Source organism: Roseicyclus amphidinii (assembly GCF_030163755.1).
In the GTDB taxonomy this organism is placed as follows: Bacteria; Pseudomonadota; Alphaproteobacteria; order Rhodobacterales; family Rhodobacteraceae; genus Roseicyclus; species Roseicyclus amphidinii.
This window is the reverse complement of record NZ_JASJOE010000004.1, coordinates 1-25,286: the sequence shown is the minus strand read 5'-3', so window position 1 is coordinate 25,286 and position 25,286 is coordinate 1. Positions and strand designations below refer to the sequence as shown.

Genomic DNA, 25,286 nt, shown 5'->3' with positions numbered 1-25,286 from the left:
CGGGGCGATTCCCGGGCTGAGAGGACAGCTGCAATCACGAGACACACACCGGGAGGAAAGACATGACCAACTCCAAGAAGCTGACGCTTGCCTGCACCACGGCCCTGATCGCCTCGGGCGGCATGGCCTTCGCCGATGCGCACGGCTCCGTCACCATCGGCATCACGCAGAACAACGTGGGCGTCGACAGCTACCAGACGACCTACGAACAGGCCTTCATCGCGGCCGCCGAAGCCAACCCCGATGTCGAGGTCGTCGTCCTTGACGCCGGCGGCGACGTCGCCCGCCAGATCGCGCAGATCCAGGACCTCATCCAGCAGGAGGTCGACGCGATGATCATCTGGCCGACCAACGGTCAGGCCGTGATCCCCGCCGTGCGCGAGGCCTTCCAGGCCGAGATCCCGGTCGTCATCACCAACTCGAACATTGCCGAGGACGGCTTCGACTTCGTCACCTCCTTCTCGGGCCCCGACAACGTCACGCAGGGTGCCCGCTCGGCCGAGATCATGTGCGACCGCTTCACCGAGCTCGGCATCGAGAACGAGGCCCGTGTGGTCGAGATCACTGGCCAGCCCGGCTACACCACCGCCATCGAGCGCAGCGAGGGCTTCCAGCAGCGCCTGCCGGAGGTCTGCCCGAACGTTACCCTCGTCGACAGCCAGCCCGGCAACTGGAACCGCGAAGACAGCCAGCGCGTGATGGAGGCCTTCCTTGTCCAGTATGACGACATCGACGGCGTCTATTCCGGCGACGACAACATGGGCGTCGGCGCGCTGAACGCGGCGCTGGCCGCAGGCCGCGCCGAAGGCATCACTTTCGTCGGCGCCACCAACTTCGCCGTCGGCTACGACGCGATGGAGCGTGGCGAATACTGGGGCTCGATCTACCAGTCGCCCGTCGATGACGCCGAGGCCGCGCTGCAGACCGCCCTCGACGTGCTCGCAGGCGAAGAGGTTCCCTTCCTGAACTACTTCGACACGCCGAAGATCACGCAGGAGAACATGGGCGAGTTCACCCGCCCGGTGTTCTGATCTCCCTCCCCGGATGGGGGCCGGCCCTTGGCGGTCGGCCCCCGTTCCATCCAGCACAACAAGAAGACGGACAGGGGGATACCGTGGCCGAACCTCGTGGAGTTGAGGGGCGCGTCTGCATCGTCACCGGTGCCGCACGCGGAATTGGACGCGCCATCGCCGAGGCGCTGCTCGACGAAGGCGCAAGGGTCTGCATCGCCGACCTGAACGCCGACCAGGCGGAACAGGTCGCCGCGGCGAACCGCACCCGCCCCGGTGTGAACCCCGACAACGTGATCTCCGCGGGCGTCGATGTCCGCGACCGCGCCCAGACCCGCGCGATGATCGAACAGACCGTCGCCGCCTTCGGCAGGCTTGACGTGATGTTCAACAACGCGGGCGTCAACAAGCCGATGAATTTCATGGACGTGACCGAGGAAAACTGGTCCTTCATCATGGATATCAACGGCCTCGGCTGCCTCATCGGCATGCAGGAGGCCGCCCGCCAGATGATCGCGCAGGGCGGCGGCGGCAAGATCGTCAACACCGCCTCCATCGCCTCGCGGCAGGGTTTCGACAATGTCGCGCCCTATTGCGCTTCGAAATGGGCCGTGGTCAGCCTGACCCAGTCCGGGGCGAGGGATCTCGCCAAGCATGACATCACCGTCACCGGCTTCGCGCCGGGGGTCGTGGCCACCGAGATGTGGGAACAGGTCGACCGCGACCTCATGGACATCGGCGCCGCCGAGCGGCCCGGTCAGGCGATGGAGGAATTCTCGTCCGAGATCCTCAAGGGCCGCGTCGCGCGCCCCGAGGACATCACCGGCACGACGACCTTCCTCGCCTCGCGCGCCAGCGACTACATGACGGGGCAGATCGTGATGATCGACGGCGGCATGACATTGGTCTGACACGCGCCCCGGAGGAGGCGGCGCGAGAAGACAGGAGGGGCGCAAGACCTGCGCCAAGAGGGGGAGGGAACCGGCATGGCCGATACTGCCATGAAATCCATCGGCGGCATTCTTGCGCGGCAAGGCATCCTTGTCGCCTTCATCCTGTTCATGGTGGGCTTCGCCCTCTGGAACCCGCGCTTCATCGACCCCGACAACATCTTCGGGGTGATCCGCTCTTCGGCGATCCTCGGCGTCATGGCGCTGGGTGTCACCTTTGTCGTGATCGGCGGCAACCTCGACCTCTCGGTCGGCTCGATGCTCTCCTTCTCGGCCATCGTGGTGCTGGACCTGCACGAGAACCCGGCCTTCGGCCCGGCGCTCGCCATTCCCGCCATGTTCGCCCTCACCCTCTGTCTCGGCGCGATCAACGGCTTCCTGATCGGCTATCTCAGGCTCAATTCCCTGATCGTGACCCTTGGCATGCTCTCGGCCATCCACGGCCTGACGCTGACATGGTCCGGCGGTCAGAACATGGATATCGCCAACCAGTCCGAGACATGGTTCGGCGTCTTCGGCCGAGGCTCGGCGCTCGGCATCCCGATCCCGGTGCTGATCTTCATCGGCCTCGCCGCCCTGCTCGGCATCCTGCTGGCCAAGACGCCCTTCGGGCGCAAGGTCTATGCCGTCGGCGGAAACGGCACCGCGGCCACCTTCTCGGGCATCCCGCGGGCGCGGGTGGTGTTCATCACCTACCTCATCTCGGCCTTCTGCGTCGCCACCGCGGGGCTGATCCAGGCCAGCCGCACCATGGGCGCGCAGAACACCGTCGGTCAGGGCCTCGAGCTGGAGGTTCTCGCCGCCGTCATCCTCGGCGGTGCCTCGCTGCTGGGCGGATCGGGCACGATCTTCAAGACCGTGATCGGCGTGCTGATCCTCGGCTTCATCCAGAACGGCCTGCTTCTGGCCGGTCTCGAATTCTACGTCCAGTTCGTCGTGACCTGGATCATCATCATCCTCGCCGTCTGGCTCGACATCGCCACCAAGCGCGGAAAGCTCTGGTCGCCGATCGCCTGAGGAGTGGGACCCATGCAGAACGACACGCTCAAGAAACTGGTCAACAACGGCGCGATCTGGGCCTTCATCCTGTTCCAGCTCGTCTTCTTCGAGGTGGCCGGCCGCTGGTGGTCGCTGTCGGACAGCGCCTTCATGGACCTCGACAGCATGCTCCTGCTGCTCAAGCAGTCGGCCCCCATCGGCATCATCGCCATCGGCATGACCGTCGTCATGATCAACGGCAACATCGACCTCTCGGTCGGCGCGACCTACGCGCTGGCGGGCATCGTCATGCTCGACTCGATGAACTGGCCCTTCATGGAGGCGATGGGCGACAGCGCGATCCCGCTCGCCTGGCTCTTCGCCCTCTTCACCGGCTGCCTTCTGGGCCTGATAAACGGGATGATCGTCTGGAAAACCGGCGTCGACGCTTTCATCGTGACGCTGGGCGCGATGCTCGGCTACCGCGGCCTCGTCTTCATGTACAACGGCGAGAACCCGACCTATCACCTCAACTGGACCATGGTCGACTTCGCCGAGGCCGACATCCTCGGCCTTCAGACCCCCGCCATCGTCTTCCTCGCCGTCGTCCTGATCGTCTGGCTGGTGATGACCCGCACCGTCCACGGCCGCAACGCCTATGCCATCGGCGACAACCGCGAGGCCGCCGTCAACGCCGGCATCCGCGTCGGCCCCCACATGGTCTGGAACTTCGTCCTGATCGGCTTTCTCGCCGCGCTCTCCGCCGTCGCCTTCTACTCCGGCAGCGGCTCGGTGAACCCCAATGACGGCATGCTCTTCGAGCTCTGGGCGATCACCGCCGTGGTCCTCGGCGGCACCAAGCTCGCGGGCGGGCGCGGCTCGATCATCGGCACGCTCGGCGGCGTCATCGCCATCCAGCTTTTGCGCCGCGGCCTCAACCACATCGGCGCGCAGACCGAAACCGTGAACCTCGTCATCGGCATCATCCTGATCGCGGTCCTGTTCCTCGACCGGCAGCTGAACCGCAAGGGCGCAGAGGAGTTGAAGGTATGACCGACCAAAAACCCGCCCTCCGCCTCGAAGGCATCGTCAAGACCTTCCCCGGCGTCCGCGCGCTCGACGGCGTCAGCTTCGCGGTCCAGCCCGGCGAGGTCCACGCCCTCATGGGCGAGAACGGCGCCGGCAAATCCACCCTGATGAAGGTCTTGGGCGGCATCTACCAGCCCGAGGAAGGCCGCATCTTCATCGACGAACGCGAAACCGTCATGCGCGGCCCGCTCGAGGCCAAGGCCAACGGCGTCATGTTCATCCACCAGGAGCTGTCCCTCGCCGAGGAAATCTCGGTGGCCGAGAACATCTACCTCGGCGAGCTGCCCCGCAAATCCTTCGGCCGCGTCGACTGGGCCACGCTCTACGCCCGCACCGACGCCATCCTGCAAAAGCTCAAGGTCTCCTTCAACGCCCGCACCCGCGTCGGCGACCTCTCCATCGCCAATCAGCAGATGGTCGAGATCGCCCGCGCCCTGACCGTCGACGCCAAGGCCGTCATCTTCGACGAACCCACCGCCTCCCTCACCGACGCCGAGAAATCCGTCCTCTTCGACGTCATCGCCGACCTGCGGGCGCAGGGCGTCGGCATCATCTACATCTCTCACCGGATGGAGGAGATCTTCAAGATCACCGACCGCATCTCGGTCCTGCGCGACGGCGCCTACCGCGGCACGCTCGAGACGGCCAAGACCGACGAGGACGAGATCACCCGCATGATGATCGGCCGCTCCCTCGACCTCACCCGCACCCACGCGCCCGTCGACCTCGGCCCCGTCGCCCTGCGCGTCGAGGGCCTCAGCTGCGGCGACCTCTTCCAGGACGCCAGCTTCGAGGTGCGCGAGGGCGAGGTGCTGGGCTTCTACGGCCTCGTCGGCGCGGGCCGGACCGAGATCGCCGAAACCCTCTTCGGCCTGCGCAAACCCACCGCGGGCCGCATCTTCCTCAAGGGCGAGGAGGTGACCATCACCTCCCCCATCGACGCCATTCAAAAGGGCATCTCGCTCGTCCCCGAAAGCCGCAAGGAACAGGGGCTGGTGCTCGGCATGAACTGCCGGGACAACATGACCCTGCCCCAGGTCGGCGACCTGACCGCCGGTCCCTTCGTCTCGGACGGGGCCGAGATCTCGATCTACGACCAGTACCGCGACCGGCTGCAGATCAAGTCCCCCAGCTGGCGCACGACGGTCGGCAACCTCTCGGGCGGCAACCAGCAGAAGATCGTGATCGGCAAGTGGCTCTCGATGCGCCCCGAGGTGCTGATCGTGGACGAGCCCACGCGGGGGATCGACGTCGGCTCCAAGTCCGAGATCCACAACCTCCTGCGCGAGCTGGCCAAACAGGGCTACGCGGTGATCGTCATCTCATCCGAGATGCCCGAGGTGCTGCACGTCTCCGACCGCATCGTCGCCATGTATCATGGCCGCGTGATGCGCGAGTTCACCGCCGAGGAGGTAACGGAAGACAGCCTGATCCAGGCGATCTCGGGGATCGAGGGGAGTGCGGCGTGAGGGGGGGGGCGCTTGGGACGGGGAGCGGACTGTGGGCACCGCAGCATGGAAACCCGACGCCCGAGGGGAAGCGGACTTATGTCATGCGTATTGCTGACGATGGTGGCAGGCTCGTCACGGTGGTAGATCGCCGTACCGACGGTCCTGGCCAACACCATGCGTGGCGTCCAATTCCGGCTGCACATGGTTTGCATACTCATTGCCGCTAGTCCGATGACACCGCGGCTGGCTTGCTCCCATCCTCCAGAGGCGCAGGAGATGCCCACGCCGCGTCGATTGCTGCGTTCAAGGGCGCTCAGCGGTCTCCTTTGCAGCCGCCAGCGCTTTGGACGGACACTCACCTCACGCCATATGGACAAGACCGATTTGCCGCTACCCTGCCCCGAGCAAAGGCAGAGAGCAGGCGTTGTGTTGGTCAGGGCGACACAAAGCGGCAGAGGAGCCTCGCGTTAACGTTGCCTTCGACAACCAGCGCGGATCGGATATCCAACTGCGGCAAGGAATGGTCACGATTGATGCAGCCCGCTCGAATTCTGGGCACATTTTGGATCCGCGTTGCGCAGGGACGACACGCCCCTTGCCACGCAGGCCGCCAAGGCTCATTCGCAAGTCATGACCGCCCCGCTGTCCATCGTCGTCGTCGAGGAAGATCGCGACCGCGCCATCGCGATCGTGGATGCGCTGAAGGATTCAGGCGACTACGATGTCCATGTGATCGGGAATGTCTCGGGCCTGGCCCGCAAGATCGCGGCCTTCCTGCCGGATGTGGTGCTGATCGACATCGACAACCCGACCCGCGACATGGTGGAGGAACTGACCCTCGCCTCGGGCCCGCTGGACCGCCCGGTCGCGATGTTCGTGTCCGGCGCGGCAGGCGGGCTTGCGCGCGCGGCCGTCGAGGCGGGCGTGTCGGCCTATGTCGTGGACGGCCTGCAACCCGAGCGGTTGAAACCCGTGATGGACGCAGCAATCGCCCGGTTCCAGATCATGCGCCAGATGCGAACCGAATTGGACGAGACGCGCCGCGCGCTCGAGGAGCGCAAGGTCATCGACCGCGCCAAGGGCCTGTTGATGAAAGCCAAGGGGATCGGCGAGGACGAAGCCTATGCCATCCTGCGCAAGGCGGCGATGGATCAGGGCCGCAAGGTCGCCGAGGTCGCCGAGGCACTGGTGACGGTCGCGGGGTTGCTGCGATGAAGACCGTTTCCTTGCCCATCGCCTACATGCCGCTGGTGGATGCGGCCCCGCTGATCGCGGCGCAGGAAATGGGCTTTGCCGAGGCGGAGGGGCTGTCGCTTGATTTGGTCGCGGCGCCGTCCTGGTCATCGGTGCGCGACATGCTGGCCTTTGGTCGTGTCGATGCGGCGCATCTGCTCTCGCCGATTCCAGTCACCATGGCGCTGGGTCTGGGTGGGGTGACCACGGCCATGTCGGCGGTGTCGGTCCTTTCGGTCAACGGCAACGTCATCGGCGTCAGTCGTGCGCTCGAGGCACAGCTGCGCCGGATCGGCCACCCATTCGACTTCGCCGATGCCGCAGCCGCAGGGGCGGCTCTGGCTGCCGTGGCGGGGGGTCGGCTGACTGTCGGCGTGCCCTTTCCCTTCTCGATGCATGTCGAGTTGCTGCATGTCTGGTTCTCGGCCACTCCCTTGTCGGCGGTCGATATCGAGATCCGCACCGTGCCGCCGCCGCTGATGGCACAGGCGCTTGCCGCCGGGGATATCGACGCGTTCTGCGTGGGCGAGCCCTGGGGCTCGGTCTCGGTCGAGGGCGGATCGGGTGCGCTGTTGCTGCCGGGGCACGCGATCTGGCGCTTCGCCCCGGAAAAGGTGCTGGCCACGCGAACCGACTGGGCCGAAACCGAGCCGCATCTGCTGGGTCGTCTCATGCGGGCGGTGTGGCGAGCCGGGCGCTGGCTGTCGCAGCCAGACAGCCGGACCGCCGCCGCCGAACTTCTGTCGCGGGGCAAGTGGCTCGACGTGCCTTCCGAGGTCATCGACCGTGCCCTGTCCGGCCAACTGACGATTTCCCCGTCGGGCGAAACCCGCGAGACGCCGGGCTTCCTCGAATTCCATCTCGGCGCCGCGAACTTTCCGTGGCGCAGTCAGGCGAAATGGATCGCTTGTCAGGTCGCCCGCCGAACCGGACAGGACCCGGTTGAGGCGATGGACCGCGCAGCCCGCGTGTTCCGCAGCGATCTCTACCGCGCCGCCATGCGCGGCACCGGCGCCGACCTGCCCGGCGCGTCCGAGAAACTCGAAGGCTCCCTCCCCCATCCGACCCCCGTCGCGTCGGGGGCGGGGCGGGTGATTCTGGAGGGGGATGGGTTTTTTGATGGGCGGATTTTTGATCCGACGCAGGGATGATGCACAATTTTGCGGCAGATGCGGGCGGCAAATGCGGCACTGCAGCATGCGATCGGGCCGAGGGCGCAGTGCGCGCTTGAACGACACGCCCGAGGCTGGCACGCAATAGGGGCGCGAAGGCAATGGCGTCTTCGCACGGAATTCTCTCAACGTACGGGATGCCGAGCAAAGCCGCTCGATCGTGTTGCCAGCAGGCGGCATGGTCAGCGGCTTTTTGTCATTGGTCCGGCACTCCCCCCTTCTCCCCGCCGGACACCAAACAGGAGACATGCGACAATGAAACACCTCATCGTAACGCTCGTCGCCACGACGGCCCTCGCCGGACCGCTTGCGGCGCAGGATCTCGAGGTCGATGAACTGACGTTCGGCTTCATCAAGCTGACCGACATGGCGCCGCTCGCCATCGCCTACGAACGCGGCTATTTCGAGGACGAAGGCCTTTTCGTCACGCTCGAGGCGCAGGCCAACTGGCGCGTCCTGCTCGATGGCGTCATCGACGGCACGCTCGACGGAGCGCACATGTTGGCCGGGCAGCCTATCGCGGCGACCATCGGCTACGGCACCGAGGCGCATATCGTCACCCCTTTTTCGATGGACCTGAACGGCAACGGCATCACCGTGTCGAACGAGGTGTGGGAGCTGATGCGCCCGCACATCCCGTCGATGCCCGACGGCCGCCCGCAACACCCGATCAGCGCCGAAGCCTTGGCGCCCGTGGTCGAGCAGTTCCGCGACGACGGCATCCGCTTCGACATGGGCATGGTCTTCCCGGTCTCGACCCACAATTACGAGCTGCGCTACTGGCTGGCCGCAGGCGGTCTGCACCCCGGCTTTTATAGCCCAGACGACATCAGCGGACAGATCGATGCGGACGTGTTCCTGAGCGTCACGCCGCCGCCGCAGATGCCCGCAACGCTCGAAGCGGGCACGATCTTCGGCTATTGCGTGGGCGAACCGTGGAACCAGGCCGCCGTGCAGCGCGGCATCGGCGTGGCGGTTATCACGGATTACGAGATCTGGCCGAACAACCCCGAAAAGGTCTTTGGCCTGACCGCTGAATTCGTCGAAGAAAATCCCAACACAACGCAGGCCATCGTGCGCGCCCTGATCCGGGCTGCCATGTGGCTGGATGCAGACGACAACGCCAACCGGATGGAAGCGGTCGAGATCCTGTCCTACCCCGAATATGTGGGCGCGGATGTGGAAACCATCGCTGCCTCGATGACCGGCACGTTCGAATACGAGCCTGGCGATGTCCGTGACGTTCCCGATTTCAACGTCTTTTTCCGCTACTACGCGACCTATCCCTACTACTCGGACGCGGTCTGGTACCTGACCCAGATGCGCCGCTGGGGCCAGATCTCGGAACCGCAGAGCGACGAGTGGTATCACGAGGTCGCGCGCTCGGTCTATCGCCCCGACATCTACCTGGAGGCCGCGCGCAGCCTGGTCGAGGACGGGCTGGCCAGCGAAGAAGACTTCCCATGGAACAGCGACGGGTTCCGCGCGGTGGCGACCGATCTGATCGACGGCATCCCCTATGACGGTCGCACGCCCAACGCGTACATCGACAGCTTCCCGATCGGCCTATCCGGCGAACAGCTGGTGATCGACGGCGAGGTGCAAGGCTGACCGCTACCGAACATGCTGCGGGTGCGACGACACGTGCCCGCAGATCTGCCCAAAAAATGGGCGGAGCACACTGCGTACACAAGCCGTACACACCCTGTACATACACGCGTCTGCCCCGCCCCTTTGCGCCACCCATGCTGCGCCGCAGAAAAGGACGCGAGAAATGACCACCGTAGACCCGAATTTCGATGCCGAGCGCGAAGCGCGCCGTGAGCGCCGCTTTGCCGTCATCACCAAGGCCGACACCTGGTTCCGGGTTCTGGGCCTTGCCTGGATCACGCCCGTCTTGCGGATCGGGGCGGGCGACAATCCCAAGGCCCAGATGGGCGAGATCTGGCGCCTGCTGGGTGTGCCCGTACTGGCGATCCTGGGCTTTCTGGTGCTGTGGGGCACGCTTGCCCCTCAGGTGCAGACCTCGCTCGGTGCCATTCCCGGGCCGGCGCAGGTCTGGGAACAGGCTGTGGGCCTCAACGAGGACGCGATCCGAAACCGCGAGCGCGCCGCCGATTTCTACGCCCGACAGGATGAGCGCAATGCCGAGCGCATCGCCGCGGGGGAAGAGCCGCGCTACCGCGAGTTCACCGGCGCGCCGACCTTTTACCAGCAGATCTGGACCTCGATCGGGACGGTTTTCTTCGGGTTCCTGCTGGCCACCATCGTGGCGGTGCCACTGGGCATCATGGCGGGCCTCAGCCAGACGGCCAATGCCGCGCTGAACCCGCTGGTCCAGGTGTTCAAGCCGGTCAGCCCGCTGGCCTGGCTGCCCATCGTTTCGATCGTGGTCTCGGCTGTCTATGTCACCGATGACGGCTGGTTCGAGAAAAGCTTTCTCGTTTCGGCGATCACCGTGACGCTCTGTTCGCTCTGGCCCACGCTGATCAACACGGCACTGGGTGTGGCGAGCATCGACAAGGACCTGGTGAACGTGTCGAAGGTGCTGAAGATGGGCACCTGGACCAAGATCCGGAAGCTGGTCCTGCCCTCGGCCCTGCCGTTGATCTTCACGGGTCTGCGCCTGTCGCTGGGCGTGGGCTGGATGGTGCTGATCGCCGCCGAGATGCTGGCGCAGAACCCCGGCCTTGGCAAATTCGTCTGGGACGAATTCCAGAACGGGTCTTCCGACAGCCTGGGCCGGATCATGGTGGCGGTCTTCACCATCGGCATCATCGGCTTCCTGCTGGACCGGCTGATGTACACGATCCAGTCGCTCTTCACCTTCACCAACAACCGTTGAGGGCCGGGACCATGGCATTTCTAAACCTGAAATCCGTGTTCAAGAGCTACGGCGAGACGCCGGTGCTGAAGGACATCGACCTTGCCGTCGAGGAAGGCGAGTTCCTGGTGCTGCTCGGCTTTTCGGGCACCGGCAAGACGACGCTGATCAACCTGATGGCGGGCCTCGAGATGCCCACCAAGGGCGAGGTCCTGTTCAAGGGAAAGCCTGTGACCGAACCGGGGCCCGAACGCGGCGTGATCTTTCAGAACTACTCGCTGATGCCCTGGCTGACGGTGACCGGGAATGTGGGCCTTGCGGTCGACACGATGTTCCCCGGGCTGTCCAAGGCCGAGCGGGCGGCGAAGGTCGCGCATTACGTGGGCATGGTGGGATTGAGCCATGCGGCCGGACGGCGCCCGGCCGAGCTGTCGGGCGGGATGCGTCAGCGGGTGAACGTGGCGCGCGCGCTGGCGATGGACCCCGAGATGCTGCTGCTGGACGAGCCGCTGAGCGCGCTCGATGCGCTGACGCGCGGGAACCTTGCCGAAGAGATCGAGAAGATCTGGGAGGCCGACAAGAAGACCTGTGTCCTGATCACCAATGACGTGGACGAGGCGATCCTGCTGGCCGACCGGATCATTCCGCTGAACCCCGACGGGACGCTGGCCGAGCCGATCAAGGTGGAGATCCCCCGCCCCCGCGACAGGATCGCGATGAACCACGACGCGACCTTCAAGCGGCTCAGGGCGCAGGTGACGACCTATCTGATGGATGTGGGGATCGAGGCGAAGGTGGAAGGCACGCGGCACTTGCCCGATGTGACACCGATCCATGGCGTGCCGCGGGCGGTCGCCACGGCGGCGCAATCGGCACTGGACGAGAAATACCTGGAATTCTCGCGCGTTCACAAGATCTACCCCACCCCCAAGGGGCCGCTGACGGTGGTCGAGGAGTTCGACCTGAAGCTCAGGAAGGGCGAGTTCATCAGCCTGATCGGGCATTCGGGCTGCGGGAAATCCACCGCGCTGACCATGGTGGCGGGTCTGAACGAGGTGTCGAAAGGGGCAATCAAGCTCGACGGGATGGAGGTCAGGGGTGCCGACCCCGAACGCGCGGTGGTGTTCCAGTCGCCTTCGCTGTTCCCGTGGCTGACCGCCAAGGAGAATGTCGCGGTCGGTGTCGACAAGGTCTATCCCGGCGCCTCGCGGGCCGAGCGGCAGGACGTGGTCGAATACTACCTGGAACGGGTGGGTCTGGCCGATGCGATGGACAAGCTCGCCAGCGATCTGTCGAACGGGATGAAGCAGCGGGTGGGGATCGCGCGGGCCTTTGCGCTCAGCCCAAAGTTGCTGCTTCTGGATGAGCCCTTCGGGATGCTGGACAGCCTGACGCGCTGGGAATTGCAGGAAGTGCTGATGGAGGTATGGAGCCGCACCAAGGTGACGGCGATCTGCGTGACGCATGACGTGGACGAGGCGATCCTGCTTGCCGACAGGGTGGTGATGATGACGAACGGTCCGCGCGCCACGATCGGCAAGATCACGCAGGTCGACCTGCCTCGGCCGCGCACGCGCAAGGCGCTGCTGGAGCACCCCGACTACTACGCCTACCGGCAGGAGGTGCTCGATTTCCTTGAGGAATACGAACATGGCGCGACCCCGAAGCCCAAGGCGGCGGCGGGAAACGGTGAGGCGGCCGAGGGGGCGAAAGACCCCAAGGCCATCGCGGCGGAGTGATCGGGATGGGCAAGCGGAAACTCGTCGTCATCGGCGCGGGCATGGCCAGTGGCCGGGTGCTGGAACACCTGACCGACGGAGCGCCCGACGCGTGGGACATCACGCTCTTCAACGCGGAGCCGCGGGGAAATTACAACCGGATCATGCTGTCGCCCGTGCTGTCGGGCGAGAAGAGCTATGCCGAGATCGTCACCCATGACGACGCCTGGTATGCCGAGCGCGGCATCACCTGCCGGTTCGGCGAACATGTCGTCGCCATCGACCGGGCGACCAAGACGGTCACCGGGCAACAGGGCACGGTGGCCTATGACAAGCTCCTGATCGCGACGGGATCGGCGCCCTTCATCATCCCCGTGCCGGGCCGCGACCTGCCGGGTGTCATCACCTACCGCGATCTTGACGACACAAACGCGATGGTGGCGGCAGCCGAGCGCGGCGGCACGGCCGTTGTCATCGGCGGCGGCCTGCTGGGGCTGGAAGCCGCCGCGGGGCTGGCGCTGAGGGGGATGCGGGTGAGCGTCGTTCACCTGATGGGTCACCTGATGGAACGCCAGCTGGACGAGGCGGCCGGCTACCTGCTGAAGAAGGATCTGGAGGCCAAGGGCATCAAGGTGCTGACCCGCGCCTCGACCAAGGCGATCCTGGGCGAGGATCGGGCCGAGGCGGTGCTGCTGGAGGACGGCACGACCCTGCCCGCCGATCTGGTGGTCATGGCGGTCGGCATCCGGCCCGAGACGCGGCTTGCCAATGATGCGGGGCTGAGTGTCGGGCGAGGCATCGTGGTGAACGCCCAGATGCAGAGCGTGAGCGACCCCGATATCTACGCGGTTGGGGAGTGCGTGGAATTCGACGGGCATCTCTTCGGGCTGGTGGCACCGCTCTATGACCAGGCGAAGGTCGTGGCAGACGGTCTGATCGAGCGCGAAAATGCGTTCGTTGTCAGAGATGTGGCGACCAAGCTCAAGGTCACCGGATGCGACCTGTTCAGCGCGGGCGATTTCCGGGACGGACCGGGGCGCGAGGATATCGTCTTCCGCGATCCCGCCCGCGGCATCTACAAGCGGCTGGTTATCGAGGAAGACCGGCTGGTCGGTGCGGTGATGTATGGCGACACCGCTGACGGCAACTGGTTCTTCGGGCTGATCAAGGACGGAACCGACATCGAGGAGATGCGCGAGACGCTGATCTTCGGGCCCGCCTACCAGGGGGGCAACCCGGCGGACCCTCTGTCGGCCGTTGCAGCCTTGCCGCCTGAGGCGGAGATTTGCGGCTGCAACGGCATTTGCAAGGGCAGGATCGTGGCCGCCATCGAGGGCGGGGCGGTCGATCTGGGTGCAGTGCGCGCCACGACCAAGGCCAGCGCGTCCTGCGGCACCTGCACGGGGCTGGTGGAGCAATTGCTGCAGGTGACGCTCGGCGATGCGTTCCGGAAGCCCGCGGCGCAGCCCATCTGCGGCTGCACCGATCACACGCACGAGGATGTCAGGCGGCTGATCAAGACCATGCCCCTGAAGAGCCAGGAGGCGGTGTGGCAGGAACTGGGCTGGGCAACGCGCAACGGCTGCCATGTCTGCCGCCCGGCCATCAATTTCTACCTGCTGGCCGATTGGCCGCTGGACTACCAGGACGACCCGCAAAGCCGGTTCGTGAATGAACGTCGCCACGCAAACATCCAGAAAGACGGAACATTCTCGGTCGTGCCGCGCATGTGGGGCGGGATCACGACGCCCGACGAGCTGCGCGCCATCGCGGATGCCGCCGACAAGTACAAGGTGCCGACGGTCAAGGTCACGGGCGGCCAGCGCATCGACCTGCTGGGTGTTCGGGGCGAGGACCTGCCCGCGATCTGGGCCGATCTGAACCGCGCGGGGCTTGTTTCCGGCCATGCCTATTCCAAGGGGCTGAGGACGGTGAAGACTTGCGTCGGTACCGACCATTGCCGGTTCGGAACGCAGGATTCCACCGGCCTCGGCATCAAGCTGGAAAAGCTGCTCTGGGGGTCGTGGACGCCGCACAAGGTGAAACTGGCGGTCTCGGGCTGCCCGCGCAACTGCGCCGAGGCGACCTGCAAGGATGTGGGCATCGTCTGCGTCGACAGCGGCTACCAGGTGGGCGTCGCGGGGGCCGCGGGCATGGATGTGAAGGAGACCGAGCGGCTGGCCGATGTGCCGACCGAACAGGAGGCGATCGACCTGACGGTGGCCTTCATCCAGCTCTATCGGGAGAACGCCAAGTACCTCGACCGGCCCTACAAATGGGTCGCCAAGGTGGGCCTCGACTGGGTCAAGGCGCGAGTGGTCGACGATCTGGAGGAACGCGCGCGGCTGATCGCGGCCTTCGAGGTGAGCCAAGGCATCTACCGCAAGGACCCCTGGGCCGAGCATGCGGCCACGAAGGCTGCAGGCTATGCGCCGCTGGCAGATCTGACGCTGGAGGCCGCCGAATGAGCGGGGGTTTCGCCGCTTTCGGCGCCGACCCGTGCGAGGGGGCCGGCCCCCGCGCGCTCCGCCGGGATATTTTTGAAACGAAGAAGGGGATGGGCGATGGCCTGGCTTGATATCGGCGCGCTCGAGGATGTGCCCCTGCGAGGGGCGCGGCTGGTCAGGACGCGGGCGGGCTGCATCGCGGTGTTCCGCACCGCCGAGGCGGAGGTCTTTGCCGCCTCGAACACCTGCCCGCACAAGGGCGGGCCGCTGTCCGAGGGGATCGTGCATGGTACGCGCGTGACCTGCCCGCTGCACAACTGGGTCTTCGACCTCGAGACCGGGGCGGCGGTGGGCGAGGATGCGCGCATCGCCACCTACCCCGTGCGGCTCGAAGCGGGCCGCATCCTGATCGACGGGACCGCCCTGAGTCAGAGGAGTGCCGCCTGATGGACAGGACCGCCCTGCCCGAGGCACGATCCACCTGCCCCTATTGCGGAGTGGGCTGCGGGGTGCTGCTGCGGCCCGACGGGGCGGGCGGCGTGATCGTGCGGGGCGACCCGGAGCATCCGGCGAATTTCGGGCGGCTCTGTTCCAAAGGCTCTGCTCTGGGCGAGACCGTGGGACTGGGCCACAGGTTGCGCGCGCCGATGGTGGGCGGGGTCGAGACCGGCTGGGACGCGGCGCTGCAGCTGGTGGCGGACAGGTTCGCGGCAAGTATCGCGGAACATGGGCCGGACAGCGTGGCCTTCTACGTCTCGGGCCAGTTGCTGACCGAGGATTACTATGTCGCCAACAAGCTGATGAAGGGGTTCATCGGATCGGCGAATATCGACACGAATTCCCGGCTTTGCATGGCGTCAAGCGTGGCGGGGCACAGGCGGGCCTTCGGCACGGACACGGTTCCGGGCACCTACGAGGATCTCGACGAAGCGGATCTCGTGGTGCTGGTGGGATCGAACCTGGCGTGGTGCCACCCGGTGCTGCACCAGCGGGTGATGGCGACGAAGGTGGCGCGCGGCACGAAGGTCGTGGTGATCGACCCGCGGCGCACCGCCAGCTGCGACGGGGCCGAGATGCATCTGGCCATTGCGCCGGGCGGCGACGTGGCGCTGTTCAACAGGCTTTTGGGGGCGATCCACGAGGGCGGCGCCGTCGACAAGCGTTTCTTGCACAACACCACCGGCTTTGAAGATGCGCTGCGCGCGGCGATGAACGATGGGGGAGAGACGGGCCTGAGCGAGGCCGAGATCGCGGCCTTTTGCCGGCTCTGGATCGGGACGGAGCGGGTCGTCACGATCTACAGCCAGGGGGTGAACCAGTCGACGAGCGGCACCGACAAGGTGAATGCGATCCTGAACTGCCATCTGGCGACCGGGCGGATCGGGCGGCCGGGAATGGGGCCCTTCTCGGTCACGGGGCAGCCCAACGCGATGGGCGGGCGCGAGGTTGGGGGGCTGGCGAACATGCTGGCCTGTCACCTCGACCTCGAGAACGCCGATCACCGGGCCGCCGTGCGCGGGTTCTGGCAGGCGCCCGCGATGCCGGATGCGCCGGGGCTGAAGGCGGTCGACATGTTCCGCGCGGTGGGCGATGGCCGCATCAAGGCGCTGTGGGTCATCCACACCAACCCCGCCGTCTCGATGCCCGAGGCCGATACCGTGCGCGCGGCCATCGCCGGGTGCGATTTCGTGGTGGTCAGCGACGTGACGGGCGCGACGGATACCGCGCGGCTGGCGCATGTGCTGTTGCCCGCCACGGCCTGGGCCGAGAAGGACGGGACGGTCACGAACTCGGACCGGACGATCAGCCGACAGCGGGCGGTGTTGCCCGCGCCGGGCGTTGCGCGGCCCGATTGGGCGATGCTGGCCGAGGTGGGTCGCCGGATGGGGTGGCCTGCGGCCTTCGACTATGCGGGCCCGGCCGAGATCTTTCGTGAATATGCGGCGCTGTCGGGGATCGCGGGGCGGTTCGGGCGGGATTTCGACATTTCGGGCCTCTCGGGGCTGGATGATGCGGAATACGACGCGCTGTCGCCCACGCGCTGGCCGGTCACGGCGACCCGCGAGGGCGGGCGGTTCTTCGGTGACGGGGCGTTCTTTCATGGCGACGGCAAGGCGCGGCTGATGCCGGTCGCCACGCGCGCGCCGGCGGCAGCGCCCTCGGCCACCTATCCCTTCCGGCTGAACACGGGCCGGGTGCGCGACCAGTGGCACACGATGACGCGCACGGGGCTGAGTGCGAAGCTGTCGGCGCATCTGGCCGAGCCGTTTCTCGACATCCACCCCACCGACGCGGCGCGGCTGGGGCTGGCGGCGGCGGATCTGGCCGAGGTGGAGAGCGCCCATGGCCGGGCGATCCTGCGGGTCAGGGTCACCGATGCGGTGCAAAGGGGGCAGCTCTTCGCACCGATCCACTGGACAGGCGAAACCGCGCCGTCGGGCCGCATCGATGCGCTGGTCGCGGCGGCAACGGATCCGGTGTCGGGGCAGCCGGAAAGCAAGGCGTCCGTCGTGGCGGTGCGCCGGATGCAGGCCGCGTGGTACGGCTTTGCGGTCTCGGCCGGGCCGATCCGGGCCGCCAGCGCCTATTGGGCACTGGCCACCACCCGAGGAGGGTTCCGCGCCGAATTGGCCGGATACGCGGTGCCCCAAGACTGGGAGGCCGAGGCGCGGCGCCTGTTCGACCTGCCGCAGGCGGATGTGACCATGCTGGAGGACGCGGCGCGCGGCACGGCGCGGATCGCCATGATGCAGGGCGGACGGCTGATGGCAGCGCTTTTCGTGGCCCCCCGACCCGTGGCGGTGATGCGCGACTACCTTGCCACCCTGCCCGGAACGGCGGCGCAGGGCGCGCTGACGGGCCGCCCGCCGGCGGATATGCCCGACCCCGGGCCGGTTCTTTGCGCCTGTTTCGGGATCGGGATCAACACCATCGTCACGGGGATCGAGACGCGCGGCCTGATGAGCGTCGAGGCCGTGGGCGCGGCGCTGGACGCGGGCACGAATTGTGGCTCCTGCCGGCCCGAGATCGCGGCATTGCTGGCGCGCGCGACGCAGCGGGAGGCGGCGGAATGAGCCTTGCGCCGCATGTCGCCACTCTGGGGCGCGGGCCGGGCAGGTCGCGGTCGCTGTCGCGCGCGGAGGCGGCGGACGCCATGGCCGCGATGCTGTCGGGCGAGGCCGCGCCCGAGGCCATCGGCGCGCTTCTGATGCTGCTCAGGATGAAGGGCGAGACGGCCGACGAGATCGCAGGGCTTGCCGAGGCGGCGCAGGCCGCATGCCCCGTCCTGCCCTTTGCCGCGCTGGACTGGCCAAGTTATGCCGCCGGGCGCACGCGCGGCCTGCCGTGGTTCCTGCTGTCGGCTCGGCTGGTGGCGGAAGCCGGGTATCCGGTGATCCTGCACGGCTGGAACGGATCGGAAGCGGCGGTGCGCGCGCATCTGGCGGCGGCGGGCATTCCAGTGGCCGATCCCGCGGGTGTGCAGGTCGCGCTTGCGCGGGGCGGCATCGTCTACCTGCCGCTGGAACAGCTGCACCCGGCGCTGTTTTCGCTTCTGTCGCTCAGGTCGGTGCTGGGGCTGAGGTCCTGCATCAACACCGTCTGCCGGATGCTGAACCCCGCAGGCGCGACGGCCAGCGTGCAAGGCGTGTTTCACCCCTCCTACCGGCTGGTGCAGGCCGATGCGGCGGGGCTGCTGGGATGGGGAGCGCTGACCGTGATCAAGGGCGGCGGCGGCGAGTTCGAGCGCCACCCCGGCAAGGCGGTCGCGGGCTTCGGCCTGCGCGACGGTCGGGGGTTCGAGCGCGCCTTTCCCGCAGCCCTGGCCGAGGTGGTGCGCCTGTCGGAAGGCCCCTCGGCGGGCACGACCCTCGGCGGGTTGTGGGATGGCACGACGCCCGATCCCTTCGCCGAGGCGGTGGTGATCGGGACGGCGGCGCTCGCACTCGACACCTTGGGCGTGCCGGCACCCGACGGGAGGGCGCGGGCGCTCTGGGCGGCGCGCGGCACCGGGCGGGGGGTTGCGGCATGAAGAGCTTTCCGATGTTCATCCGCACGACGGGGCGGCGCGTGGTCATCGCGGGCGGGGGCGAACAGGCCGCGCAGAAGGCGCGGCTGATCCTCAAGACCGATGCGCGGATCGTGCTGGCGGCCCCGGTGCTGGACGACGAGCTGGCGGCGCTGGTCGCCGCGGGACGGGCGGAGCACCATGCAGGCGTGGTGACCGCGGCGCTGTTCGAGGGGGCCGCCCTGGCCTTTGTCGCAACGGGATGCCCCGGCTGGGACGCAAGCCTGCATGCGCTTGTGCAGGCAGCGCGCTGCCCGGTGAATGTGGTCGACCGCCCGGATCTGTGCGACATCACCACGCCCTCGATCGTCGACCGCGACCCGGTCGTGGTGGCGATCGGAACGGAAGGTACGGCCCCGGTGCTGGGCCGCGAGATCAAGACCCGGATCGAAATGCTGTTGCCGTCGAACCTTGGCGGGTTGGCGGCACTGGCTGGGCGGCTGCGGGCCAGCGTGGCGGCGGGCGTGCCGCGCGCAGGGCGACGCGCCTTCTGGGCCTGGGTCTTCAAGGAGGCGCCGCGCGAGATGTGGGTGCGGGGCGCAGAGCGCGAGGCGGCACAGGCGATCAAGGACGCGATCGCGGCGGGCGGCGCGCCGGATGCACGCCCGGGCGGGTCCATCGCGCTGGTCGGTGCGGGACCGGGGGCGCGCGATCTGCTGACGCTGCGCGCGGTCGCGCGCCTGCAGGAGGCAGACGTGATCTTCTATGACCGGCTGGTCGACGAGGAGGTGCTGGAGCTGGCGCGGCGCGATGCCGAGCGGGTGTTCGTCGGCAAGCATGTGGGGGCACATGCCTGGCCCCAGGCGCGGATCAACGCGGTGATCGTGGCCGAGGCCCGCAAGGGTCGCCGCGTGGTGCGCCTGAAGTCTGGCGATCCGGGCATCTTCGGGCGCGCGGGCGAGGAAATCGACGCGGCGCGCGCGGCAGACATCCCCGTGGAGATCGTGCCGGGCGTGACCGCGGCCTCAGCGGCCGGGGCGGCGCTGGGCCACAGCCTGACCGAACGCGGCGTGTCGGACACGCTGGTCCTGTCGACGGGGACAGGCAGGCCCGAGGACCCGCTGCCCGATTGCACGCGCTTTGCCGGTCCGGGCACGACCACGGCCATCTACATGGGCGCGCGTCAGGCCGACCGGATCTGCACGGCTCTCGGTGCGCGGGGGTTGCCGGGAACATCGCCGGTGGAGGTCTGTGTCGATGTCTCGAAACCCTCGCAGCGGCTCATGTCGACGACGCTGTCGGAGTTGCCGACGCGACTTGCGGCCGACGAGATCCGAGGCTGCGCGATCCTGCTCTTCTCCTGGCCGATGGAGGCCGTTGCGGACCGGGCCGACCACGTTACGGCCGTCGCAGGTCTTGATCGCGTCCTGCTCGCGTAACCCACGCGTTGCAAGTGCTTGTCCCCATATCGGCCTCCTCGTCTCACAGTCAGGCGGTCAAGCCTCTACAAATCTAGGGACACCTCACACGGAGCGCTTCTGAAGTCGCCACAGGCTGTAGCTATCCTCGAAAACCGGCTCTGTTGCACAAAGCCGCTGATGGCCAAGCTGCCCCTTTCCCTGGACACACTTAACCTACAGCCTCGGTCACGGGTATGCCGAGTGCGGTGAAGCCGTTCAGGACGGCGACACGAATCCGAAGCTCGGCGAGCTGGCGGTCAGATTCCCACAACATGCTCGAGCCGGGACACTCGACGAGAGGATTAATGGAGATGATGATCCTCTCACCTCAACCAACATAATGGGTGAATTCAATAATTACATTGGTAGATCAGTGCCGCTTTGTTGGACGGGCGGCCTGGACGCATGTGACGCTCATGGAGCGGTTTCGGCGCACCAGTGGGGCCTCCGCCAAGGTCGGATCAGAAATGGCTGCGACAAATGCTGACCTTGCCGATCTCATGGCCGCGGCAGGACGGATGCCGCGAAAGCGGGCAAGTGATCGTAGACAGCTCTGATCGGAATCGGGCACCGACGGCTGTCTTCGAGGGATTTGCCAACATGTCTATGGCCAGAACGCCACACCCCTTCGCGTATCCAAACGCAAGGCTGCCGATTTCAGCATTTGGAAGGGTTGATGGGCAAGAAACCGTTTGAAATCTCTGGATCGCCAAGGAACGATAAGAAGGCAAGAAGCGCGATCGCTCACAGTTCGCTGACGTTGAAAGCCATCGTGGGCTGGGTGTGAGGGCGGTGTGTATAGGTGGAATGGGGTTGTGACGAGTATGCTATCCCTTGCGAGCTTTGGTTGCGACGGGTTCCGGGAGCGGACGGCCTGGGCGGCGGCCGATGACGGGTTTCTTGTGCTGGACCTCAACGCGGACGGAACGCGGGGCGCGGGCGACGGTCAGATCGACCAGCGGTCGGAGCTGGTGCTGAGCGACTGGGGCCCGGAGGGATCGACGGACCTGCAGGCGCTCGCGGAGGCGACGGATGAGGATGGCAACCTTCTCTTCGACACCAACGGCGACGGCGTGCTGGACGCGAATGACACGAGCTACGGCGAGTTCCTTGGTGGGCAGACGGCACGCCTGTTGGGGAGTGTCGGGTAAGCAAGACCTCAAACCATATGCGTGGCTAGTTGACGGGTCACCCCCCTGCGCACCTTGATGTGAAACACTCTTGCCTTGAGTCAGGAATACTTTGGGGAGGGGAGGAAAGGGCGATGCTGGATGAAGATATCTTATGAATTGATGAGTGGAGCAAGGCTGGCGAATGCCAATAGTGGGATCACTGGGTAATGGCGAATTTCCCCAGGGGCGTAGTATTTTTTTTGATTTCTGTATTTTTATTCGGCGCATTCTTCATTTCGTGGAGTGGAAGCAGGCCTAACGACTTCTTGTCGACGCTGGATTATCAATTTGATTTTGGAGAATCTGAGGATCGCATAGTGGCAGATCTTGAAAATTTAGGCTTCGAAAATACGATTTTTGAATATAGTAATGACCGTTTTATTTTTATCTCTGGCGAACCCGCTATTTTACCCCTTCTAACGTTTCCGAACGCACCCTCTGAGCAGCTTGCCGTCTGCAATGAAGTGGATTGCTCAGTCATTAGCTCGAAAAGGATTGAAGATGTTTATATCTTGGGGTTTTTTAGATTCCATCATACCTATCGATATCTCTGGATATTTCACGAGCATGAACTGGCGAGCGTTTCCCGAAATAACGGATATTGGTCGTTTATGAGATAATGGATAGGGCTTTCAGATGACTGGATGGACCATTCGAGTGAAATAAGATGAAGTGGAAGTAGGGGGTATTCGCCCAGGTTTCACCCACACTTCCATTGACATCTATGAACCTAGTGGCGCACGTGTCGCGTCAGTCGAGCTTGTTACTGATGGAATATCCCTTGATGGCTCCTTCAGTGTTACATTTCAGTCAGCAGCAGACCGCGTGGTAAATGGGGATCCGCAGTATTTTGTTAGTGGTTTGGATCGTGAGCAGGCAGAGCAACTCTTAAACGAAGCATTTTCCGCTGCTGTCGAGGATTGGACTAGAGGAGGAGAATACGAACTTCCGCCAAGTGTTGCCATCAATCCTAGAAGTATTTCTATGGGAATAGCACTGGGCTCAGGGGTTCCTTTTCCCCCTGAGTTTTACCAAGAATACTACAATGATATTTCGGGTCGAAATGACCCCTTTATTCACAATAGCAATGCATTCGCCCGTCTTGTGCATGATCAAGTTGTAGCGCGTGCAAATGCTTATGGATATGGTCAAACTGCACCCATCGTCGATGACAATTTTGGCTTGCCAGCGCCAGGATGAGAGCACCCTGAACGCTACGGATATCATCCAAGAATTCAAGGTAATATAGGTCCTCAATGCTTCCCCGCCCCCCCCATTACGATGTCCCTGACGGACACCTGCCCTATTTCCGACATCCGGGTCGGCGACACGGTTCTTGCGTTTGACCCGAGCGCTGATCTTGGCCGGGGAGCGTTGGTGCCGCGCAAGGTCACGCGGCTGTATCGGAACACGACGGAGGAATGGATCAGGCTGAGCTGGCGCGAGGAGGGTGAGGAGAAGGAGTTGGTGACGACGCCGGGTCACCATTTCCTGGACCGGTTCGGCAACTTCCCCACGATCGAGCAGATGCTCGCGCAGGGTCAGGCCTTCGCCTCCGCGCTCAGTTTCCGCGGCGTGCCCGGCTCCAGTGTGCGTCGAACGGTTCCCATCGTAGCGCCTCCCTTCGCGCGTGTTGGCCTTCCTGGCCGATGATGCGGATGACCTCGCCGCGCACGGTGAAGGGGACGGCAAACAGGCGGCCCTCGATCTCGCCGAATGTGACCCACCGGTCTTCGCCATAGTCCCGGCGCGTATCCGCCAGGGTCACCCTGTCCGGGTCGAGGAAGATCGGCATCACGTCATCGAAGGCGAAGCCGCGTCGCGTCGCGTCCGGTTGTCGTTCGATTTCCTCTCGTCCCACTCGAACCGCAGTCCACCCGTAACTCATCAACGCAATACAGATCGTCTTGCATTGCCACCGGAACCTTCAGCGCCGAAGGCGATCCCCCCCGCCGTATGCACGCGGTGTGTACGCCCTGTGCACGCCCTGTGACCCCCGACATCCCCGCCCGGACCGCGCTCCGCCCGGCCCCGCAGGCACGAAAAAGGGGCCGCCCCAAGGGACGGCCCCGGTCTCACGAGGGCGCAAGGATCGGCCCCGCGCGGCCTCAGTGGCTGTGGTGGTGATAGCCGCAGAGCGCGTAGAGCGTCAGCCGCGCCTCGACCGTCGAGAGCGGCCGACCGCTGTCGTTGGTGACCTCAACCGCCCAGCTGCGCGTGGACTTGGGATAGCTCGCCGTCACCACCAGCGGACCCAGCGCACCGCGAAGTTGGTCATTGTTTTCAACGCCGCCGGACAGAACGAACTGGTGACCGGGGCAATTGATCACGAACTCCTGCGAGGCTCCGGGCGCAAGCGCGGGCACGGGCGTCGTGCCGCTCACGACCTCATGCGCGCCGGCCTGGGTGCCGAATGCAAAACCAGCGGCGATGACCGCTGCGCTAATGATTTTCTTGGTAGCAGACATTTTTCTTCCCCAATTGCAGACAAGTACAATAACTGTCTCGCACCAATGCCCTTGGGTCAACGATGGATTTCCACCATCCCCCGCCGCCACGCCCTGCCCCGCGGTCAGTTCCCTTGCCCGAGAAGCCGCCGCAATTGTTGCTCCGCCTCGTCGCGCAGGCGTTGCTCGATCGCCTCGCGGGCCTCGGCTTCGGTCGTTGCGCCGTCGAATTGTGTGCCCAGCGCCTCGTTCACGCGGCCGATGGCCTCGGCCTCCAGCTGGTCGCGTTCCGCTTCCAGCCGGGCGCGGGCCTCGGCCTCGAGCCGCTCGCGCTCGGCGGCCAGCTCCTGCTGGGCGAGATACTCGAGGTCGGGGCGAATCGAGGGACCGGCCCAAGGGCCGGAGACAAGGATCGGAACCCGGATGCGCGCGCCCGCCTCGCCCTCCATGAAACCGGGGGTCAGGCGATAATCCAGCGTCTGCGCCCCGAGGTTCACACGGCCCGCGCCGGTCACCTCTCCCCAGGGCGCATCGAGGCGCAGGTCGTCGTTCGACAGCACGCCATCCGCGATGGTGAAGTTGCCCGAGACCTGGTCATAGACCGTCCGCGCGCCCTCGCCGCGGAAGCCGGGATCGAGCGTGCGGATCATCCCCGCGAGGTCCAGCCCCTCGATCGCGCCCGCCCCGAAGGACAGGTCGCCCTCGCCCTCCAGTCCGGCCATGATCGTGGCCATGTCATTGCCCACGCCCAGGAATTGCAGGCTCGCACTACCCGTGCCCTGCAGGCGGTCATAGCCGGCCAGATCCCGCAGCACCGACTGCAACTGCACCCCCGCAAGCAGCAGGTCGCCGCCCACCGACAGACCGCCGCGCCCGTTGACCACGAACTGCCCCGTCAGGCTGCCGCCATAGCTTGCGACCTCGCGGATATCGAGGACCAGCCGCCCCCGCGTGAGGGTCGCGCGCAGGTCGACCGGCCCCACGGACAGGCCCGCGCCCTCCAACCGTTCGACGGCAAGGGCAATCTCGGCATCGGCGGCGAACAGGCCGGACACGTCGATGCCTTCCCGCGACCAGCCCGCGGTCGTATCGGTCCCGGCGGCCCCGCCCTGCGCTTCGGGCAGCACCAGCCGCGCCCCCGAGACGGTGCCGCGGATCATCGGGCGATCCGCCCCAGGCGTGATGTCGAGCGCCACCGCAAGCGCGGTGTCATCGAGCGCCACGCGCCCCTCGCGCAGATGCGCGCTGCCCTCCTCGGTCAGGGTCACGCGGCCCGACAGCGCCAGCCGGTCGCGGCCGAAGCCCTGCGGCAGGTCGGGCATCGCCGCG

The 25,286-nt window shown here is 65.9% G+C and carries 22 protein-coding genes and 1 pseudogene; 19 read left to right on the top strand and 4 right to left on the bottom strand.

Features of this window, described 5'->3' with window-relative positions; translation table 11 throughout:
- The first annotated feature begins 62 nt into the window (after positions 1-62).
- From QQK83_RS02295 to cysG, 15 genes are all read left to right on the top strand, one after another.
- A complete protein-coding gene (locus QQK83_RS02295; RefSeq protein ID WP_284261296.1) occupies positions 63-1,031 on the top strand; it encodes a sugar ABC transporter substrate-binding protein in 969 nt (322 codons plus the stop codon).
- An 83-nt stretch (positions 1,032-1,114) separates the two neighbouring features.
- Positions 1,115-1,921, top strand: coding sequence for an SDR family oxidoreductase (locus QQK83_RS02290; protein ID WP_284261293.1), 807 nt, complete (start codon positions 1,115-1,117; stop codon positions 1,919-1,921).
- Positions 1,922-1,996: 75 nt separating this feature from the next.
- Complete coding sequence (locus tag QQK83_RS02285) at positions 1,997-2,977, top strand: ABC transporter permease (protein ID WP_284261291.1); 981 nt, start codon at positions 1,997-1,999, stop codon at positions 2,975-2,977.
- 12 nt (positions 2,978-2,989) lie between these two features.
- Positions 2,990-3,991 (top strand): ABC transporter permease, encoded by a 1,002-nt coding sequence (locus tag QQK83_RS02280; RefSeq protein ID WP_284261289.1) that lies wholly within the window; start codon positions 2,990-2,992, stop codon positions 3,989-3,991.
- Positions 3,988-5,496: a sugar ABC transporter ATP-binding protein gene (locus tag QQK83_RS02275; RefSeq protein ID WP_284261287.1), complete on the top strand. Its 1,509-nt coding sequence runs from the start codon at positions 3,988-3,990 to the stop codon at positions 5,494-5,496. Before QQK83_RS02280 ends, QQK83_RS02275 begins: the two co-directional genes overlap by 4 nt.
- Positions 5,497-6,108: 612 nt before the next feature.
- Positions 6,109-6,693 carry an ANTAR domain-containing response regulator gene (locus tag QQK83_RS02270; protein WP_284261285.1) on the top strand — a complete coding sequence of 195 codons (585 nt, stop codon included), beginning with the start codon at positions 6,109-6,111 and terminating at the stop codon, positions 6,691-6,693.
- On the top strand, positions 6,690-7,862 hold the full coding sequence (locus QQK83_RS02265; RefSeq protein ID WP_284261284.1) for an ABC transporter substrate-binding protein: 1,173 nt from the start codon (positions 6,690-6,692) through the stop codon (positions 7,860-7,862). The genes QQK83_RS02270 and QQK83_RS02265 overlap by 4 nt, the downstream gene beginning before the upstream one ends.
- Positions 7,863-8,138: 276 nt before the next feature.
- The gene (locus tag QQK83_RS02260; RefSeq protein ID WP_284261283.1) at positions 8,139-9,494 is read left to right on the top strand and encodes a CmpA/NrtA family ABC transporter substrate-binding protein; all 1,356 of its coding nucleotides are present in this window, start codon (positions 8,139-8,141) and stop codon (positions 9,492-9,494) included.
- A gap of 163 nt (positions 9,495-9,657) precedes the next feature.
- Entirely contained in the window at positions 9,658-10,728 is a 1,071-nt protein-coding gene (locus QQK83_RS02255; RefSeq protein ID WP_284261282.1) for an ABC transporter permease, read from the top strand.
- Positions 10,729-10,739: 11 nt separating this feature from the next.
- Positions 10,740-12,446 (top strand): ABC transporter ATP-binding protein, encoded by a 1,707-nt coding sequence (locus QQK83_RS02250; RefSeq protein ID WP_284261280.1) that lies wholly within the window; start codon positions 10,740-10,742, stop codon positions 12,444-12,446.
- A gap of 5 nt (positions 12,447-12,451) precedes the next feature.
- A complete protein-coding gene (gene nirB / locus QQK83_RS02245; RefSeq protein ID WP_284261278.1) occupies positions 12,452-14,893 on the top strand; it encodes a nitrite reductase large subunit NirB in 2,442 nt (813 codons plus the stop codon).
- 96 nt (positions 14,894-14,989) lie between these two features.
- On the top strand, positions 14,990-15,319 hold the full coding sequence (gene nirD, locus QQK83_RS02240) for a nitrite reductase small subunit NirD (protein WP_284261276.1): 330 nt from the start codon (positions 14,990-14,992) through the stop codon (positions 15,317-15,319).
- Entirely contained in the window at positions 15,319-17,946 is a 2,628-nt protein-coding gene (locus tag QQK83_RS02235; protein WP_284261274.1) for a nitrate reductase, read from the top strand. Before nirD ends, QQK83_RS02235 begins: the two co-directional genes overlap by 1 nt.
- Positions 17,943-18,902, top strand: a complete 960-nt coding sequence (locus tag QQK83_RS02230; RefSeq protein WP_284261272.1) for a glycosyl transferase family protein — start codon at positions 17,943-17,945, stop codon at positions 18,900-18,902. The genes QQK83_RS02235 and QQK83_RS02230 overlap by 4 nt, the downstream gene beginning before the upstream one ends.
- On the top strand, positions 18,899-20,317 hold the full coding sequence (gene cysG, locus QQK83_RS02225) for a siroheme synthase CysG (protein ID WP_284261271.1): 1,419 nt from the start codon (positions 18,899-18,901) through the stop codon (positions 20,315-20,317). The genes QQK83_RS02230 and cysG overlap by 4 nt, the downstream gene beginning before the upstream one ends.
- A gap of 190 nt (positions 20,318-20,507) precedes the next feature.
- Here cysG and QQK83_RS02220 read toward each other — a convergent pair.
- A pseudogene (locus tag QQK83_RS02220) lies at positions 20,508-20,603 on the bottom strand (IS5/IS1182 family transposase); the annotation flags it as partial.
- A gap of 559 nt (positions 20,604-21,162) precedes the next feature.
- Between QQK83_RS02220 and QQK83_RS02215 the strand changes: the two are divergent.
- From QQK83_RS02215 to QQK83_RS02200, 4 genes are all read left to right on the top strand, one after another.
- Positions 21,163-21,489, top strand: a complete 327-nt coding sequence (locus QQK83_RS02215) for a hypothetical protein (protein ID WP_284261269.1) — start codon at positions 21,163-21,165, stop codon at positions 21,487-21,489.
- 188 nt (positions 21,490-21,677) lie between these two features.
- On the top strand, positions 21,678-22,130 hold the full coding sequence (locus QQK83_RS02210; RefSeq protein ID WP_284261267.1) for a hypothetical protein: 453 nt from the start codon (positions 21,678-21,680) through the stop codon (positions 22,128-22,130).
- 52 nt (positions 22,131-22,182) lie between these two features.
- Entirely contained in the window at positions 22,183-22,710 is a 528-nt protein-coding gene (locus QQK83_RS02205) for a hypothetical protein (protein WP_284261265.1), read from the top strand.
- Between the two features lie 81 nt (positions 22,711-22,791).
- Positions 22,792-23,163, top strand: coding sequence for a Hint domain-containing protein (locus QQK83_RS02200; protein WP_284261263.1), 372 nt, complete (start codon positions 22,792-22,794; stop codon positions 23,161-23,163).
- Here QQK83_RS02200 and QQK83_RS19355 read toward each other — a convergent pair.
- The 3 genes from QQK83_RS19355 to QQK83_RS02190 form a co-directional block, all read right to left on the bottom strand.
- Positions 23,072-23,305, bottom strand: coding sequence for a BrnT family toxin (locus QQK83_RS19355; protein ID WP_349816211.1), 234 nt, complete (start codon positions 23,303-23,305; stop codon positions 23,072-23,074). The two genes, QQK83_RS02200 and QQK83_RS19355, sit on opposite strands and share 92 nt — an antisense overlap.
- 313 nt (positions 23,306-23,618) lie before the next feature.
- Positions 23,619-23,894 (bottom strand): hypothetical protein, encoded by a 276-nt coding sequence (locus QQK83_RS02195; RefSeq protein WP_284261261.1) that lies wholly within the window; start codon positions 23,892-23,894, stop codon positions 23,619-23,621.
- 188 nt (positions 23,895-24,082) lie between these two features.
- On the bottom strand, positions 24,083-25,286 hold a 1,204-nt coding region (locus tag QQK83_RS02190; RefSeq protein ID WP_284261260.1), incomplete at its 5' end, for an AsmA family protein.

Coding starts and splice junctions, on each gene's coding strand:
- QQK83_RS19355 (WP_349816211.1), bottom strand. CDS start 23,305: ATGCCGATCTTCCTCGACCCGGACAGGGTGACCCTGGCGGATACGCGC.
- QQK83_RS02295 (WP_284261296.1), top strand. CDS start 63: ATGACCAACTCCAAGAAGCTGACGCTTGCCTGCACCACGGCCCTGATC.
- QQK83_RS02200 (WP_284261263.1), top strand. CDS start 22,792: ATGTCCCTGACGGACACCTGCCCTATTTCCGACATCCGGGTCGGCGAC.
- QQK83_RS02280 (WP_284261289.1), top strand. CDS start 2,990: ATGCAGAACGACACGCTCAAGAAACTGGTCAACAACGGCGCGATCTGG.
- QQK83_RS02215 (WP_284261269.1), top strand. CDS start 21,163: ATGCTATCCCTTGCGAGCTTTGGTTGCGACGGGTTCCGGGAGCGGACG.
- cysG (WP_284261271.1), top strand. CDS start 18,899: ATGAAGAGCTTTCCGATGTTCATCCGCACGACGGGGCGGCGCGTGGTC.
- QQK83_RS02210 (WP_284261267.1), top strand. CDS start 21,678: ATGGCGAATTTCCCCAGGGGCGTAGTATTTTTTTTGATTTCTGTATTT.
- QQK83_RS02230 (WP_284261272.1), top strand. CDS start 17,943: ATGAGCCTTGCGCCGCATGTCGCCACTCTGGGGCGCGGGCCGGGCAGG.
- QQK83_RS02250 (WP_284261280.1), top strand. CDS start 10,740: ATGGCATTTCTAAACCTGAAATCCGTGTTCAAGAGCTACGGCGAGACG.
- QQK83_RS02270 (WP_284261285.1), top strand. CDS start 6,109: ATGACCGCCCCGCTGTCCATCGTCGTCGTCGAGGAAGATCGCGACCGC.
- QQK83_RS02260 (WP_284261283.1), top strand. CDS start 8,139: ATGAAACACCTCATCGTAACGCTCGTCGCCACGACGGCCCTCGCCGGA.
- nirD (WP_284261276.1), top strand. CDS start 14,990: ATGGCCTGGCTTGATATCGGCGCGCTCGAGGATGTGCCCCTGCGAGGG.
- nirB (WP_284261278.1), top strand. CDS start 12,452: ATGGGCAAGCGGAAACTCGTCGTCATCGGCGCGGGCATGGCCAGTGGC.
- QQK83_RS02255 (WP_284261282.1), top strand. CDS start 9,658: ATGACCACCGTAGACCCGAATTTCGATGCCGAGCGCGAAGCGCGCCGT.
- QQK83_RS02235 (WP_284261274.1), top strand. CDS start 15,319: ATGGACAGGACCGCCCTGCCCGAGGCACGATCCACCTGCCCCTATTGC.
- QQK83_RS02275 (WP_284261287.1), top strand. CDS start 3,988: ATGACCGACCAAAAACCCGCCCTCCGCCTCGAAGGCATCGTCAAGACC.
- QQK83_RS02265 (WP_284261284.1), top strand. CDS start 6,690: ATGAAGACCGTTTCCTTGCCCATCGCCTACATGCCGCTGGTGGATGCG.
- QQK83_RS02285 (WP_284261291.1), top strand. CDS start 1,997: ATGGCCGATACTGCCATGAAATCCATCGGCGGCATTCTTGCGCGGCAA.